Source organism: Roseibium sp. M-1 (assembly GCF_054515675.1).
On the sequence record NZ_CM137257.1, the window covers coordinates 441,996 to 457,693 of the forward strand.

The following is a 15,698-nucleotide window of genomic DNA, read 5'->3' on the forward strand; positions in this document are numbered from 1 at the left end:
CCGAGCATATTACGTTGCGGCATGGATCGGAAAGCCAAGTATGCTCATTGGGCAATACTAATGTGAAATTCCGATGGGAACTGTGTTGCAGATCATAGATTTCCGTTTGGAAATCTGAGTCCGCTGCCTATTGGTGTCCCCCCATAAGCCCATGTGCTGACTAGGCGCTCAAGGGGCATCATGGTAGGCCGTGGTCCAAGAGATTTTTTGGGAGGTCCCGATGAAAGAAGTTCTGGCCGAATTGGAAAAGCGCCGCGACACGGCTCGGCTGGGCGGCGGGCAGAGGCGCATCGATGCCCAGCACGCCAAGGGCAAGCTGACGGCACGCGAGCGGATCGAGATCCTGCTGGATGAAGGCTCCTTTGAAGAATTCGACATGTTCAAGCAGCACCGCTGCACCGACTTCGGCATGGACGAACAGCATATACCAGGTGATGGCGTCGTCACCGGCTGGGGCACGGTCAACGGCCGGACGGTCTATGTCTTTTCCAAGGACTTCACCGTCTTCGGTGGTTCGCTTTCCGAAACACATGCCGAAAAGATCACCAAGCTGCAGGACATGGCGCTGCAGAACCGCGCACCGATCATCGGCCTGTTTGATGCTGGTGGTGCCCGCATCCAGGAAGGCGTCGCGGCGCTGGGCGGGTATGGCGAGGTTTTCCAGCGCAACGTGCTGGCTTCCGGTGTCATTCCGCAGATCTCCCTGATCATGGGACCTTGTGCAGGAGGGGACGTCTATTCTCCTGCCATGACCGATTTCATCTTCATGGTGCGTGACACCTCCTACATGTTCGTCACCGGCCCGGATGTGGTGAAGACCGTCACCAACGAGACCGTGACCGCCGAGCAGCTCGGCGGGGCTTCGATCCACACCACCAAATCGTCCATCGCGGACGGCGCCTTCGATAACGATGTCGAAGCCTTGCAGGAAATGCGCCGGCTGATCGACTTTCTGCCGATGAACAACCGGGCGGATCTGCCGGAGCTGACCAATTTCGACGATCCGGAACGGATCGACACCAGCCTGGACACACTTATTCCGGACAACCCGAACAAGCCCTATGACATGAAGGAACTTGTCCTGAAAACGCTGGACGAGGGCGATTTCTTCGAGATCCAGGGCAGTTTTGCCGGGAATATCCTGACCGGTTTCGGCCGAATGGAGGGCCGCACGGTCGGGATCGTCGCCAACCAGCCGATGGTACTGGCCGGCGTTCTGGATTCAGATGCCAGCCGCAAGGCGGCACGGTTCGTGCGTTTCTGCGACTGTTTCGGCATTCCGATCGTGACCTTCGTCGACGTTCCGGGTTTCCTGCCGGGCACCTCGCAGGAATATGGCGGTCTCATCAAGCATGGGGCGAAGCTGCTGTTTGCCTATGCCGAGGCGACTGTTCCGAAGATCACCGTGATCACCCGCAAGGCCTATGGCGGAGCCTATGACGTGATGAGTTCCAAGCATATCCGTGGCGACATCAACTATGCCTGGCCGTCGGCGGAAATCGCCGTGATGGGAGCCAAGGGCGCTGTCGAGATCCTCTATCGCTCGGAACTGTCCGACAAGGAGAAGATCGCCAAGCGCACCAAGGACTACGAAGACAGGTTCGCAAATCCGTTCGTGGCGGCAGAGCGCGGGTATATCGATGACGTCATCCGGCCGCACTCGACCCGCCGCCGTGTCACGAAGGCACTGGCGCTGCTGCGCTCCAAGCAGGCGGACATGCCGTGGAAGAAACACGATAACATTCCGCTCTAGGCTTCAAGCCGCTTTATGCAGTTCTGGCCGGCAGGACGGCGTTATCGGTCGCCGGCCTTGTTTGCAACGGTAGGCGCCAACGCTGATTTTCGAGTTCAATCCCAACGGTTGAAACCGCCGCGCGGAAACAGAGGTTCCTTGCATTCGAAGGCGACAGGGCACCGGCGGGCATCCCGCGTTTGACCGTATTGTGTGAAGAGAACCTGATTGTAGTCGCAATAACTCATGTTCGAGACAAACATGGAATAGGTGTACTGGCCGGTCGTAAACACGACCGCACCGTGTTGTCGCACCAGATTCTGGGCCTGGGCGCAGGTCATCTTGCGCAGGTCGGGTCTGTTGGAGGCTTCGGCCGCACCACTTGCAACGATGCCTGCAAACACAAATGCTGCGGTGAGCAGATGATTTTTCCGCATGTTGGTCTCCTGACATTCAGGTGTTGTTGGGGCTCACACCCCGCAGTACCCCGGACCTCTCCAGAATGCGCCATGAAACGCGCAAGGGAAAGCGTTGCGGGTGACATCAGCTGGACTATGCACCCAATGCGGCCGCGGAACTGTGACGCCCGACACGCGCCGGACTGATTTCAGGATACCTGGCGTCAGGAAGCCGGGGTGCCGTTCTACTGGAGGCTCTGTGCGACCTGGCTGGAACAGACTGCATGAGGCGTAATGTTCCTGACGCCGCGCAGGGAAAAGCCGGCGTAGCGCCTGTCCTCGAACTGGACGGCGAATTTCACCGACGAGCGCATCCGGTGCCAGAAGTAGGTGAGATTATCGGCGCAAGCATTGCAGTCATTGTGGATGAAGCCGTCTGAGCCAGCCCGAAATTTGATGAGCGTGTGGTCAAGCTCGATCCGCACGAGAGTATCCGGATCGGGGCGGCGGCCCTTGATGTCGATACTGATCAAAGCATCTTGCGCCCGATGGCTTGGCGGACACCAGATGGTGAAACGAGCACCTGAGCGGCTTTCCGTCCAATAGCGTTCATAGCCGTGTGCCTTATCACTGTGCCATCTGCCCGGGTCTGCCGCCAAAGCTGCGACCGGCATCAACATAGGCAAGATCAGGGCGGTAAATACGGTAAGGCGCATCGGATCGGTTCCGCAATTCATCAATGATGAAATTTACAGGGTGTTTGTTAATGCAGGCTTAATCAAGATGGCGAAATTGAGTTCGCCTCATCGTGGCAGCATGAGCTGTCGCACTCCTCATCACGAGCGCGGATGGCTCTTCTGCCAGTCGGTTGGGCAAACGGGTCCGGGAATGATTTCCTGGGCGCCGCGCAGGGAGAACCCGGCGTAGCTGTTGTCCTGATATTTCACCGCCAGCGTGTGCGAGGAGCGCAATTTGTGCCAGACGTAACCGAAACTGTCGGAACAGGTCGGGCAGCCGCTGTCGACATACCCATGGTCGTTGATCGGAAGTTCCAGGATCTCCCGGTCCATGATCAGCTTGATACGGGTGTTGGGCTTGGGTGTTTTGCCGCCGATCTCCACATGCAGCAACGTGCCGTTGATCTTGCGCTGCGGATGGCACCAGATGACAAAGCTCGCGCCGTCGCTGTTGGTGGTCCAATAGCGTGTAAAGCCATCGACATCTCCACGGTTCCACTTGCCGATCGTATCGGCGGTGGCTGTCCCGGAAAGTATCAGTCCCGCGAGCATTGCTGCGCCAAGGCGACTTTTCATAAGGATGAATCCTTCTTGCCTTGGTAATTTCTGCAATAGTTTTGTTAACAATCAGATAAACGGGTCCGACTTCAAACCGACACCATTTGCATTGCTGAAATTCAGAAGCCTGCAATTGGGCAGATCTTTTCGTTGGCAATGACACGTCTCGCCCTTTGGATAAGTTGCGCGGCCTGATGGCGGGGCCTACAAAATGGGAAACGATCCAGCTGGGTGGAAATTCATGTTCTCGAAAATTCTAGTCGCCAATCGGGGTGAGATTGCCTGCCGCGTCATCAAGACAGCGCGCCGCATGGGTATCAAGACCGTAGCGGTCTATTCCGACGCCGACCGCGACGCGCTGCATGTGGAAATGGCCGATGAAGCGGTCCATATCGGGCCGGCGGCGGCGGCTGAGTCCTACCTCGTCGCGGACAAGATCATCGCGGCCTGCAAGGCGACCGGCGCCGAGGCCGTGCATCCGGGGTATGGCTTCCTGTCCGAGCGGGCGAGCTTTCCTGCGGCGCTGGCGAAGGAGGGGATCGTCTGGATAGGTCCGAACTCCCGCGCCATCGAGGCCATGGGTGACAAGATCGAATCCAAGAAATTCGCCAACGAAGCCAAGGTCAGCACCGTTCCGGGGTACCTCGGCGTCATCGAGAGCCCGGACCAGGCAGTCGAGATTGCCGGCGAGATCGGCTACCCGGTGATGATCAAGGCTTCCGCAGGTGGCGGCGGCAAAGGCATGCGTATTGCCTGGAACGACGCGGAAACTCGGGACGGCTATGCCCGCTCCAAGTCGGAGGCGGCGTCCTCTTTCGGCGACGACCGGGTCTTTATCGAGAAGTTCATCGAAAACCCGCGGCACATCGAAATTCAGGTCCTGGGCGACAAGCACGGCAATGCGATTTATCTCGGCGAGCGCGAATGTTCCATTCAGCGGCGCAACCAGAAGGTCATCGAGGAAGCGCCGTCTCCGCTGCTGGACGAAGAAACCCGCCGCAAGATGGGCGAGCAGGCCGTCGCTCTCGCCAAGGCTGTCGACTATGACAGCGCTGGCACGGTGGAATTCGTCGCCGGTCAGGACAAAAGCTTCTACTTCCTGGAAATGAATACCCGCCTGCAGGTCGAACACCCTGTCACGGAACTGATCACCGGTGTCGATCTCGTTGAGCAGATGATCCGCGTTGCCGCCGGCGAAAAACTTGAGATGAGCCAGGCGGACGTCAAGCTGAACGGTTGGGCGGTCGAAAGCCGCATCTATGCGGAAGATCCCTACCGCAGTTTCCTTCCCTCGATCGGCCGCCTGGTGCGCTACCGGCCGCCGGAGGAAGCGGCATCCGGCGGCGTCACCATCCGCAATGACACCGGCGTGGTCGAAGGCTCGGAAATTTCCATGTTCTACGACCCGATGATCGCCAAGCTGATCACCCACGCGCCGACACGCGCGGAAGCTATCGACGCGATGAGTTCGGCTCTCGATGCCTTCTATGTCGACGGCATCCAGCACAATGTCCCGTTCCTGACGGCGCTTATGAACCATCCCCGCTGGCGCTCCGGAGAACTCGCCACCAGCTTCATTGCGGACGAATATCCGGACGGCTTTTCACCGGCAGTCCCGGATGAGGCAGCCTATGGCGTGCTGGCGGCCGTCTCGCTTTCCATGGGCGCGTTGCAGCGCGAACGTCTCGATCATCTGCCTGGCCGCCTCCGGCCTCATTCCGGCGCCGTCCGCGAAAACTGGGTGGTGAAGCTGGACAAGACCTATGTTCCGATCCGGCTGGCTGCCGGCTATCCGGGAACGCCGGTGGAACTGGATGTCGCGATCGGTGATGGCCCGGTGATGAATGTGGAATCCGATTGGGCGCCGGGCGATCCGCTCTGGTCCGGCAAGGTCGGTGGACGTGACGTGACGGTTCAGGTGCGGCCGGTGAAGGGCGGTTACCGCCTCGACTGGCAAGGCTTCTCGGTGATCGCCCGCGTGATGACGCCGCGCATCGCCGAACTGGACGAACTGATGCCGGAAAAGCTGCCGCCGGATACATCAAAGATGCTGCTCTGCCCGATGCCGGGGCTCGTGGTTTCCATCGCCGTTGCCGAAGGGCAGGAAGTCAAGGCGGGCGAACAGCTTGCCGTGGTCGAGGCGATGAAGATGGAAAACGTGCTGCGCGCCGAACGCGACTGCACGGTCACTGCCATCAAGGCCGCACCGGGCGACAGCCTTGCCGTCGACGCTGTCATCATGGAGTTTTCCTGATTTCCGGAACAGGCACTGATTGACACCTGTCGGCGGCAGCCGATATGCAACGGCCCGCGACCTCAAGGTCGCGGGTTTTTCAATTTCAATTGCTCCGTGAGGTCTCATGGCGATTTCGACTGTCCTGTTCGATCTGGATGGCACCCTGACGGACCCCTTCGAGGGCATTACCCGATCGATTCAGTACGCGCTGGAAAAGATGGGGGCCGAGGTGTCCGAGACTTCAACCATGCGCTGGTGCATCGGCCCGCCGCTCTGGGAAAGTTTCCGGGTCCTGCTGGGGACGGAGGACAAGGCGGAGCTGGACCGCGCGGTCGCTTTTTACCGCGAGCGCTATACGGTCACGGGACTTTTTGAAAACAGCCTGATCGACGGCATTCCGGACCTTCTCGCGGACCTCACCAGTGCGGGTCTGAAGCTACATGTCTGCACATCAAAGCCTCATGCCTATGCCGGGCGCATCGTCGAGCATTTCGGCTTGATGCCTTATTTCGGCAAGGTCTATGGCGCAGAACTCGACGGGACGCGTTCGGCCAAGGCGGAGCTGATCGCTTATATCCTCGCAAAAGAAGAGATTTCTGCGTCTGAAACCATCATGATTGGCGACCGCAAGCACGACCTCATCGGTGCAAATGCCAACAGTGTCGCCGGCATCGGCGTCCTGTGGGGCTATGGCAGCCGCGAGGAACTTGCAGCGGAGAAGCCTGTCCTGATCGCGGAGATGCCGTCAGATATTTCAGTATTACTGAAAAAGTAGGCGATTTCCCGTTGTCTACCTGCGTTGGCCGGCGTAAATACCTGTCTTGAGAACAGTTCTCGGGGCGGGGTGAATTTCCCCACCGGCGGTATCAGGGAGACCTGGAGCCCGCGAGCGCTCTGGACGCGAAGTCCGGAGGTCAGCAGATCCGGTGAAATGCCGGAGCCGACGGTTGAGGTGGCATCAATTGATGGCACCCGAAAGTCCGGATGAGAGAGAACTTGGCTGCGGTTTCCTGCAAGGGACCGGCAGACGTGTGTCTTTTGAGACTGTTCTGGCGTGAAACGGAACGGACCGCAGAAAGGGCACACCATGTCTTCAAGTTCCAGAAATTCTCTTCTTGCCGCACTTGCCATGATCGGGGCAGGGGCATCATTTGCGCTCGTGAACGGCGCACTGCAGGCGTCCACCATGCAGCTGGGCGTGCCCTCCACCTCAGCCGCTTTCTGGCAATATGCGCTGGGTCTTGCCGTCGGACTGCCATTTGTGCTCCGGCGCGGCCTCTCGGCGCTGAAGACCAACCAGATCGGCTGGCATCTTGCGCGCGGCGGACTTGCCGTGATCGGCATCCAGATGTGGGTGGCCGGTCTTTCCAAGGTCGAAATCTGGCAGGCGATCGCCCTGGTGATGACCTCGCCGTTTTTCGTGATTATCGGCGCGAAGCTGTTCTTCCGCGAAAGGGTTGGCTGGGTGCGCTGGATGGCGACGCTTGCCGGCTTTTCCGGCGGCATGGTGATCCTGGAGCCCTGGACTGAGGCTTTCAGCTGGGCCGCGCTTCTGCCGGTCGGGGCAGCGGCCTTCTGGGCGGGAACATCGCTGGTGACGAAGAAGCTCACCGCCACTGAAGACGCCGATTCGATCACGGTCTATCTGCTGTTGCTGCTGACGCCGGTCAATGCCGCGCTGGCATTGGGGGAGGGCGGCATCTTTCCGTCCGGGCCTGCACTGTGGCTGCTTGTGGGGGCAGGCGCGATGACCGTGCTTGCCAATTATCTGCTGACGCTTGCCTATCAGATGGCGGATGCCGCGTTTGTCCAGCCGTTCGATCACCTGAAGCTGCCGCTGAACATTGCCGTCGGATTCTTTGCTTTCGGTTTCGCTCCGTCCGGTGCCTTTTGGCCTGGCGCACTGGTGATTGTCGGTGCTTCGCTCATGGTGATGCTGGACGAACGCAAACGCGGTGCCGAAGTGTCCACAGCCTGAGACAGATACGGGCATTTGCGAACCCGGCAACTTGGCATAAGCTTTTGCAGTGCCGCGAACCGGGAGAACCTGATGACCGCCGATCCATTGACCGTGCATGTGCTGATCGAAGGCCGGGTCCAGGGCGTTGGCTATCGGGCCTGGTGCGCCGGTGAGGCGGAGGCGAGGGAGCTCTCCGGCTGGGTACGCAATCTCACCTCCGGTGGTGTCGAGGCTGTCTTTTCCGGACCCTCCGATACGGTCGTCGACATGCTCGATGCACTCTGGCACGGACCGTCGCTCGCGCGCGTCAATATGGTTCGCGATCTGGAGCCGGTCACGCCATCAATCGGTGCCTTTGAAGTCCGCGACACCGTCTAAACAACTGTCGCGAATTGTCTTTTCTATATCAATCCGGACATTCGAAGTTGAGTTGTCACGGAAATATCGCAATGATCTGGTCTTTCAAATGAAACAATCGGGGCGCGCCGGCGTTTCCCGATCAGCGTAACCCGGGAGATTTTCAGTGAAGATTGCGATACTTGGCGGTGACGGTTTTGTCGGTTGGCCCACATCCCTGCATCTGTCCGATCAGGGGCACGAAGTTCACATTATCGACAACTTGAGCCGCCGGTGGATCGACGCTGAGCTTGGCGTCCAGTCTCTGACCCCGATGGATTCGATCCAGGAACGCACCCGGATCTGGAAGCAGGAAACCGGCAACACCATCCGCTTCCACCTGATCGACATCGCCAGGGACTACGAGGTCTTCAAGTCCTGGCTCGCCGAGCACAGACCCGATGCCATCATCCATTTTGCCGAGCAGCGCGCAGCGCCCTATTCGATGAAATCGGACCAGCACAAGAATTACACGGTCAACAACAACGTCAATGCCACCCACCACCTGCTGAACGCCATGGTCGATCTCGACCTCGATGCGCATCTCGTTCATCTCGGCACCATGGGCGTCTATGGCTATTCCAGCGTGGGGGCGGCGATCCCGGAGGGGTATCTCTCCGTCGATGTGGAAACGCTCAGTGGCGGCAAGGCGGCGCAGGAAATCCTCTATCCAGCCAATCCCGGTTCGATCTACCACATGACCAAGTGCCTGGATCAGCTGCTCTTCCAGTTCTACGCCAAGAATGACGGACTGCGGATTACCGACCTGCATCAGGGCATCGTCTGGGGCACCCATACGGAGCAGACGCTGCGCCACAAGCAGCTGATCAACCGCTTCGACTATGACGGCGACTATGGCACGGTTCTGAACCGCTTCCTGATCCAGGCGGCGATTGGCTATCCGCTGACTGTGCATGGTACCGGCGGACAGACCCGCGCCTTCATCCACATTCAGGATTCGGTGCGCTGCATCGAGCTGGCCCTGAAAAACGCGCCGAAGAAAGGCGACCGGGTTAAGGTCTTCAACCAGATGACGGAAACGCACCGGGTGCGGGATCTGGCCGAATTGATTGCCAGGCTCACCGGCGCCAAGGTCGCCTACCTTCCGAACCCGCGCAAGGAAGCGGCCGAGAACGATCTGGTCGTCGAGAACAAGCAGTTGCTGGAGCTGGGCCTCAATCCGATCACCCTGGAAGACGGTCTCCTTTCCGAGGTGGTGGATGTCGCCAAGACCTATTCCTACCGGGTGGACCGCAGCCGCGTTCCGGCCGTCTCAGCCTGGACGAAGGAGATCGCCGGCGAGATCGAGCGCGATCCGGAGCATCCGCGGCTGAAATCCGTCTCCTGAGGCAGGTAACATGCACGACGCACCCGAGTTCGACAGGGCGCCCGCGGCCAGCACTGCCTATGTGACACTGGTGTCCAACCGGGATTATGTGCTGGGGGCGAGCGCGCTTTTGCGCTCGCTCCGGCGCACGGATACGCAAGCCGATCTTGTGGTGCTCTTCACGCCCGGTGTCGACGAGGAAGACCTGAAAATGCTTGCGGCATTCGCGCCGCGGCTCGGCAAATGCGAGCGCCTGCCGACTTCCGACAGATTCAACGAGCGCCACGAACGCGGCCGGCTGCACACGGCAGCCCCCTTCACCAAGGGAGGCAAACCGGTGTTCCACACGCCGCTGGACAATTTCGTCAAGCTGCGGCTGTGGCAGTTGTCAGACTACGACCGCGTGGTCTTCATCGATGCCGACGCTCTGGTGCTGAAGAATTGCGACAAGCTGTTCGCCTATCCCGAGTTCTGCGCCGCGCCCAATGTCTATGAGAGCCTGCAGGACTTTCATCGCCTCAACAGCGGCGTTTTCACCGCGCGGCCGAGCGAAGACACTTATCAGGCGATGCTGGCAAAGCTGGATCGGCCCGACGTCTTCTGGCGGCGCACGGACCAGACTTTCCTGGAAAGCTACTTCCCCGACTGGCATGGCCTGCCGGTCTTCTACAACATGCTGCAATATGTCTGGTTCAATCTGCCGGATCTCTGGGACTGGAAAGAGATCCATGTTCTGCATTACCAGTATGAAAAACCCTGGCAAAGCGACAACGACAAGGCCGACCGCCTGCGGCCGTTGATCGATCTCTGGCAGGCCTTTGCCAGCGGTGAGGGCATTCCTGACGTCATCTCGGATCTGCCCGGACCGACGGACTGGGCCGCCCGGCAGGCGTCCTGATGCATGTACTTCTGACAGGCGCGAGCGGAACCGTCGGACGTTTCATTCTGGCGCGACTGCTCAGCGACGGATGCAAGGTCACGGTTCTGGGCAGGAAGCCGGTTGAAGGTTTCAAGGCACCCTTTCGGCAATACGACCTTGCTGATCCAGCGCCATCGCTTCCGTCGGCCGATGCCCTGGTCCACTGTGCTTTGATGCATGAACCTGGAAAATTCCGGGGCGGCGAGGGGGAGGATCCGGGCCGGTTCAAGGCCCTCAACGTGGAGGGCACGCTGCACTTGTTCCAGGCAGCTCGGGCTGCGAGGTGCCGGCATGTGGTCTTTCTGTCCAGCCGGGCCGTTTATGGCGATCATCGGGGTGGCGAGGTGCTACGTGAAACCGATCCGCCGGAACCGGACACGCTTTATGGCGAGGTGAAGCTGGCAGGCGAGGAGGGCCTCAAGGCGCTGTGTTCAGAAAGCTTTCGGGGGACGTCCCTGCGGGCAACTGGCATTTATGGCGTGCCGCCGGGTTTGGCGGAACACAAGTGGTCCGGCCTCTTCCAGGATTTCGAGCAAGGCAAGCCGAGTGCAGCCCGGAAAGGAACGGAAGTGCATGGCGAAGATCTCGCCTCGGCCGTTGCGCTTGTGCTGAAGAACGCAAGTACCGAGCCGTTCCAGGTCTTCAATGTCTCCGATATCCTGATCGACCGTCGGGAGTTGCTGCGGCTCTATTCGCTGGAGCGAGGTCTGGATCTGGAACTGCCGGAGGCGGCTGAGACGACGCCGGGTGAGATGGCGACGGACCCGTTGCGGGGGCTTGGATGGATGCCGGGTGGATGGGAGAAACTCAGGATGTTTCTGCGGTCTCCGCTTTCATGAACTTCGTTTGCTACCCCACGCCTTCCCACCGTCATCCCGGGCGGAGCGCAGCGAAGACCCGGGACCGGTGAGCCCAGGAGCTCTCCATAAAATTGCTGCTTCTGTCGCACATGGCTCCCCGGTCCCGGCTCGCGCTTCGCTTGGCCGGGATGACGGCGGTGAGGTGTGGGGTTTCATTCAAACAAAAAAGGCGGGCCGATTGGCCCGCCTTTTCTTCTCGTCCGGCAGCTTAAGCGGCGCGGATTTCGTTGAAGAATCTCTCGACCTTGGATTTCAGGCTTGAGGACTGCGAGGTCAGGGATTCGGCCGTCGACAGAACGTCTGCAGCGTTGCGGCCGGTCGACTGGGCACCGCTGGAGACCTGGATGATGGTCTCGGAAATCGCGTCGGTCCCGGTCGAAACCTCGTTGACGTTGCGCGAAATCTCGTTGGTCGCCAGGCTCTGCTGTTCGACGGAAACGGAGATGTCCTTGGAAATCTCGGACATGTCGCCGATGACGTTGGCGATGTCCTTGATGGCATCGGCCGCCTCCTTGGAAACCGACTGCATCGCCTGGATCTGGGTCGCGATTTCTTCCGTCGCCTGGGCCGTCTGGTTGGCGAGCGACTTCACTTCCGACGCCACGACTGCAAAGCCCTTGCCGGCTTCGCCTGCGCGTGCAGCCTCGATGGTGGCGTTGAGCGCAAGCAGGTTGGTCTGGGCGGCGATATCGTTGATCAGGCTGACGATCTGGCTGATGCGGTCCGTAGTAGCGACCAGGCTCTGCACAGTATGATCGGTCTGGGCGGCCGCATTCGATGCACGTTCCGAAATGCCGGCCTGTTCCTCAACGCGGCGGGCAATCTCGGCGATGGAGGAAGTCAGCTCTTCGGAAGCCGCGGCAACGGAGCGGACATTGGTGGCGGTGTCGCCGGTGGTCCGGGCAGCCGATTCCGCATCCGTGGAGCTCTTCTCCGACGTTTCCGCCAGTTCGCGCGCGGTGCGCTCAAGTTCATCCGTCGCGGCGGAGACGGTCTCCAGGACGGTCCGGATTTCCTGGTTGAAACCACCGAGCAACTGGTCGACGGTCGCCGCCCGGCGCTGCTTGGCTTCCTGCTCTGTGGCGCGTTCGGCTTCCAGCCGGCGCTGTTCCTTGCCGTTGGTCTTGAAAACCTCGACCGCATTGGCGATCGAGCCGATTTCGTCGTTGCGATCCAGACCCTGGACGGGCGTGTCGAGGTCGCCTTCAGCGATCGCCGCCATGGAGCCGGTGACGGAGGCGAGCGGACGGGCAAGCAGGGCCTGGAAGAGCGTGCCGAGGATCGCGAGCATCAGCACAGTTGCGATGACAGTGGCGATGATCGCCGAATAGCGGAAGCTGGTCAGGCTGGCGAAGGCAGCATCACGGTCGACGGAGAGGCCGATCTGCCAGTCGGCGGGCAGGCCTGTTACCGGCACGAACTGCACGATCCGTTCGCCATTGGCGCTGGATGCATATTGCGGTTCCGCGCTCACCTTGACGGCGTTGTGCGGGAAGAGCTCGCTGAGCGGTTTGGAGATCATTTCGCCATCCGGATGCACCAAGATGGTGCCCTTGGAATCGGCCACGAAGACATAACCGAGGCCGCCCATGTCGGAATCGGCCAGCATGTTGGCAAGCGTGGTGATATCGAAGTCGCCGCCGACGACACCCGACAGTGCGCCGCCGATCTTCACCGGCGTTGCCGCGGTCACGATCAGGTTGCCGCTGGAGGCGTCCTGATAGGGGGCTGTAATCACCGAGCCGCCCTTGGCGACCGCGTCCTTGTACCAGGGGCGCTTGCGCGGATCATAATCCTTCGGCAGGTCCGCCTGCGGCCACATGTTGAAAGCGCCGTCCTTCTCGACGCCGTAATAGGTGGCGCTGAAATTGCCGGTCAGGGTCTTCAGGTTGAAGAAGTCCGGGGTCACGTCCTGCTGCAGGGCGACGCGCTCCGCGGTTTCCTCCATCAGGAGCAGGCGGGCTTCAAACCAGTTGCGGACGATATTGACTTCCGACCTGCCGACGCCGGTCATGTAATCGCGGACTTCGTCGGTTTTGGCGTTGCGCTGCAGCGTGTCGTTGAAGAGGCCGAAGCCTGCGAAAATCAGAACGATCACACCGGCGGCAGCCAGAAGGATCTTGGTAATCACGCTTTTGCGCGAACGAATGGAGAGAGCCTGGGTCACGAACTTACATCCCAACGGTGACGGTATTTGCTTCTCTATTGGCGCAACTGAATGAAGGAACACTAAATGCGGTGGCGTTCGCAGCGCAAATTTCGAAATAAAAACGGAGTTTTGCCGATACCGAGTGCGTCAATGCGCAAAATTCGCAATGAATTTCTTGCAGGTTGTTTTGGTCGGAAATTTCAATCAAGGAGGGTGCGTGTGGCGCAGTTGCGGAATGTGCCGTTCAGGGCGCAATTGTTGGGCCGAAGATCTTCTCGAACTCCGCCCGAAGCACGCTGTCGTTCTCTGCCATCGTGACCGGAATGCCGAGATCGACGAGGCTGGTGACGCCATGCTCCGTGATGCCGCAGGGGACAATGCCGGAAAAATGCTCCAGTTCAGGCTCCACGTTGAAGCTGATGCCGTGGAACGTGACCCATTTGCGCAGGCGGATGCCGATGGCGGCGATCTTGTCCTCCACCGCGACGCCGCGATCCGGCCGGCGCACCCACACACCCACCCGGTCTTCACGGCGCTCGCCTCGGATGTGATAGTGCCAGAGTGATGCGATCAGCCAGGCTTCAAGCGCCGACACAAAGGCGCGCACGTCCTGCTGGCGCCGTTTCAGGTCGAGCATGACATAGGCAACCCGCTGGCCCGGTCCATGATAGGTGTGCTGGCCGCCGCGGCCGGTGCGGTGGACCGGAAAGCGGTCGGGAGCGACGAGATCGTCGTCCCTGGCGCTGGTGCCGGCGGTATAGAGCGGCGGGTGTTCCAGCAGCCAGACCAGCTCGTCCGCTTCACCTGCAATGATTCTCTCGACCCGCTGGTCCATTTCGGCAAGCGCCGTCTCATAGCAGACGAGATTGTCCGAAATCCGCCATTCGACCGGAGGAGAGCCGGTTTCCGGCAGGAATCTCAAGGAAAGCGAGTCTCTTTCGGCGGGTGACATGTGGATGACACTTCTTTGTTTTTTGAGCTGGCGGGCCGGGACGTGGTATGGTTAAGCGCTGGCGGGTGTTCGCCCTATTTAAGGATCAAGGCGTCTCATGACCACCTTTGATGATATCAAAGTCGATATTTCCGTCGTGCTCGGCGAGAACGAAATGCCCGTGCATCAGCTGCTGCGCATGGGCCGTGGTGCGGTGATCGACCTCGATGTCTCCGAAGACGACGACGTGAAGATCTACGCCAACAACACTCTTGTCGCCAAGGGGCAGGTGGTGCTTCTGGGCGAGCGGATCGGCATCTCTATCACGGAAGTCCTGATGCGTCCGCCAGAAGCCCGGCCGATGCGCACCGAGGGGCCGCTCTAGCCGTTTTTCCTGCGCTAAAGCCAACCCGGCAAAGAAAAATCGCCTCCCTGTGAATTATTGCAAAAAGGCCTCTTGCGCCCCCAAATTTCCTTTGCTACATGGGGCGCCTCGACGCTGATAGGCGCCGGGAACAATCGAATATGCGGTCGTGGCGGAATTGGTAGACGCGCAGCGTTGAGGTCGCTGTGGGGTAAAACCCGTGGAAGTTCGAGTCTTCTCGACCGCACCATATTCGAAGCATTTCTACCGATGCTTCCTCAAAAGGCTGCCCCTAAGGGCGGTCTTTTTGCTTTTCTGGGCAGCGTTCACATCGAGGCCGCATCGACGCCTGAAGTTCAATGGCCTGCTGATCCCGAGTAAATCGGATTTTGGTCCACATTGATGGCAGGCAGGTGCTTTTCTCCCGGCCCTTGTGCATTATCAGCAAGAGCCGATTCACCACGCCGAGACATAACTTGCCGGAGGACTTCCATGCAGTCGCTTTCACGCCGTTTGACGGCCCTGAGTGTCCTTGCAACCCTCTCCGCTGCAACGGCCTTTACCGGCGCGATCGCAGAGGAAGCACTGGTTTCCGCAGCCGGGATTGCAGGAGCGGAGACTGTTCAGGTCGATGGCGACATCTACCGCTACCGCGCCATCCTTGCCGAAACGGAAGAGGGGGCGGATCTTTATATTTTCACCGACGCGGGGGACGGCTGGAAACAGGCGGTTCATGCCAGGGATATTGTCTGGCGGGGTGGCATGTACGGGCAGGAACCATCGCTGGAGGCGCAGGAACACGGCTCTTTGAAGGTCCTTTCGGAGAACTCGGCCATCGGCCGAAATCGCTGGGAACAGGTGCTTACGATTGCCTATCGCGGTGGTGAATTCCGCGTCGCCGGTTACACCTACAGCTATTACGACACGCTCGATCCGGACGCTAACGGCCTTTGCGACGTCAATCTTCTCACGGGTAAGGGCGAGCTCAACGGCAAGCCCATCAAGACGACACTCGGTGCGTTGCCAGCCCAGAGCTGGACGATGGACACTCGTCCACCGGAATGTGCGGTGGATTAGGCAGAAGACCCTGAAACTCTGAGTATTGGGGTGCGCTTGCTGTTATCAAGCCGC

14 protein-coding genes, 1 tRNA gene, 1 pseudogene and 1 riboswitch are annotated in these 15,698 nt (G+C 59.9%); of the genes and pseudogenes, 11 read left to right on the forward strand and 5 right to left on the reverse strand.

Features of this window, described 5'->3' with window-relative positions:
• Positions 1-220 precede the first annotated feature (220 nt).
• Complete coding sequence (locus ACX3M4_RS02125) at positions 221-1,753, forward strand: acyl-CoA carboxylase subunit beta (RefSeq protein WP_459356949.1); 1,533 nt, start codon at positions 221-223, stop codon at positions 1,751-1,753.
• Between the two features lie 95 nt (positions 1,754-1,848).
• Here the strand turns inward: ACX3M4_RS02125 and ACX3M4_RS02130 are convergent, their stop codons facing one another.
• The 3 genes from ACX3M4_RS02130 to ACX3M4_RS02140 form a co-directional block, all read right to left on the reverse strand.
• Positions 1,849-2,169 carry a hypothetical protein gene (locus tag ACX3M4_RS02130; RefSeq protein WP_459356950.1) on the reverse strand — a complete coding sequence of 107 codons (321 nt, stop codon included), beginning with the start codon at positions 2,167-2,169 and terminating at the stop codon, positions 1,849-1,851.
• Positions 2,170-2,375: 206 nt separating this feature from the next.
• The gene (locus tag ACX3M4_RS02135; RefSeq protein ID WP_459356951.1) at positions 2,376-2,846 is read right to left on the reverse strand and encodes a hypothetical protein; all 471 of its coding nucleotides are present in this window, start codon (positions 2,844-2,846) and stop codon (positions 2,376-2,378) included.
• Positions 2,847-2,966: 120 nt separating this feature from the next.
• Entirely contained in the window at positions 2,967-3,443 is a 477-nt protein-coding gene (locus tag ACX3M4_RS02140; protein WP_459356952.1) for a hypothetical protein, read from the reverse strand.
• 223 nt (positions 3,444-3,666) lie between these two features.
• Between ACX3M4_RS02140 and ACX3M4_RS02145 the strand changes: the two genes are divergently transcribed.
• The 7 genes from ACX3M4_RS02145 (at position 3,667) to ACX3M4_RS02175 (ending at position 11,102) form a co-directional block, all read left to right on the forward strand.
• The gene (locus ACX3M4_RS02145; protein WP_459356953.1) at positions 3,667-5,679 is read left to right on the forward strand and encodes an acetyl-CoA carboxylase biotin carboxylase subunit; all 2,013 of its coding nucleotides are present in this window, start codon (positions 3,667-3,669) and stop codon (positions 5,677-5,679) included.
• A 106-nt stretch (positions 5,680-5,785) separates the two neighbouring features.
• Positions 5,786-6,436: an HAD family hydrolase gene (locus tag ACX3M4_RS02150; RefSeq protein WP_459356954.1), complete on the forward strand. Its 651-nt coding sequence runs from the start codon at positions 5,786-5,788 to the stop codon at positions 6,434-6,436.
• A 51-nt stretch (positions 6,437-6,487) separates the two neighbouring features.
• A riboswitch (FMN riboswitch) is annotated at positions 6,488-6,661 on the forward strand.
• An 87-nt stretch (positions 6,662-6,748) separates the two neighbouring features.
• Positions 6,749-7,639, forward strand: a complete 891-nt coding sequence (locus ACX3M4_RS02155; protein WP_459356955.1) for a DMT family transporter — start codon at positions 6,749-6,751, stop codon at positions 7,637-7,639.
• Between the two features lie 72 nt (positions 7,640-7,711).
• Positions 7,712-7,999 (forward strand): acylphosphatase, encoded by a 288-nt coding sequence (locus tag ACX3M4_RS02160; protein ID WP_459356956.1) that lies wholly within the window; start codon positions 7,712-7,714, stop codon positions 7,997-7,999.
• A 145-nt stretch (positions 8,000-8,144) separates the two neighbouring features.
• Positions 8,145-9,365, forward strand: coding sequence for an NAD-dependent epimerase/dehydratase family protein (locus ACX3M4_RS02165; protein WP_459356957.1), 1,221 nt, complete (start codon positions 8,145-8,147; stop codon positions 9,363-9,365).
• A 10-nt stretch (positions 9,366-9,375) separates the two neighbouring features.
• Positions 9,376-10,242 (forward strand): glycosyltransferase, encoded by an 867-nt coding sequence (locus ACX3M4_RS02170; protein WP_459356958.1) that lies wholly within the window; start codon positions 9,376-9,378, stop codon positions 10,240-10,242.
• Complete coding sequence (locus tag ACX3M4_RS02175; RefSeq protein WP_459356959.1) at positions 10,242-11,102, forward strand: NAD-dependent epimerase/dehydratase family protein; 861 nt, start codon at positions 10,242-10,244, stop codon at positions 11,100-11,102. The genes ACX3M4_RS02170 and ACX3M4_RS02175 overlap by 1 nt, the downstream gene beginning before the upstream one ends.
• A 229-nt stretch (positions 11,103-11,331) precedes the next feature.
• On the opposite strand, the pseudogene ACX3M4_RS02180 reads toward ACX3M4_RS02175, so the two are convergent.
• Together ACX3M4_RS02180 and lipB are read right to left on the reverse strand one after the other, a co-directional pair.
• Positions 11,332-13,143 (reverse strand): annotated as a pseudogene (locus ACX3M4_RS02180) (methyl-accepting chemotaxis protein); the annotation flags it as partial.
• Between the two features lie 373 nt (positions 13,144-13,516).
• Positions 13,517-14,224 (reverse strand): lipoyl(octanoyl) transferase LipB, encoded by a 708-nt coding sequence (gene lipB, locus ACX3M4_RS02185; protein ID WP_459356960.1) that lies wholly within the window; start codon positions 14,222-14,224, stop codon positions 13,517-13,519.
• A 97-nt stretch (positions 14,225-14,321) separates the two neighbouring features.
• On the opposite strand from lipB, the gene ACX3M4_RS02190 reads away from it, so the two are divergent.
• The 3 genes from ACX3M4_RS02190 to ACX3M4_RS02200 all read left to right on the forward strand — a co-directional run bounded on the left by ACX3M4_RS02190 (position 14,322) and on the right by ACX3M4_RS02200 (position 15,644).
• Entirely contained in the window at positions 14,322-14,588 is a 267-nt protein-coding gene (locus ACX3M4_RS02190; protein WP_459356961.1) for a FliM/FliN family flagellar motor switch protein, read from the forward strand.
• Positions 14,589-14,730: 142 nt separating this feature from the next.
• A tRNA-Leu gene (locus ACX3M4_RS02195) sits at positions 14,731-14,817 on the forward strand.
• Between the two features lie 242 nt (positions 14,818-15,059).
• The gene (locus tag ACX3M4_RS02200) at positions 15,060-15,644 is read left to right on the forward strand and encodes a hypothetical protein (RefSeq protein WP_459356962.1); all 585 of its coding nucleotides are present in this window, start codon (positions 15,060-15,062) and stop codon (positions 15,642-15,644) included.
• Positions 15,645-15,698: the final 54 nt, after the last annotated feature.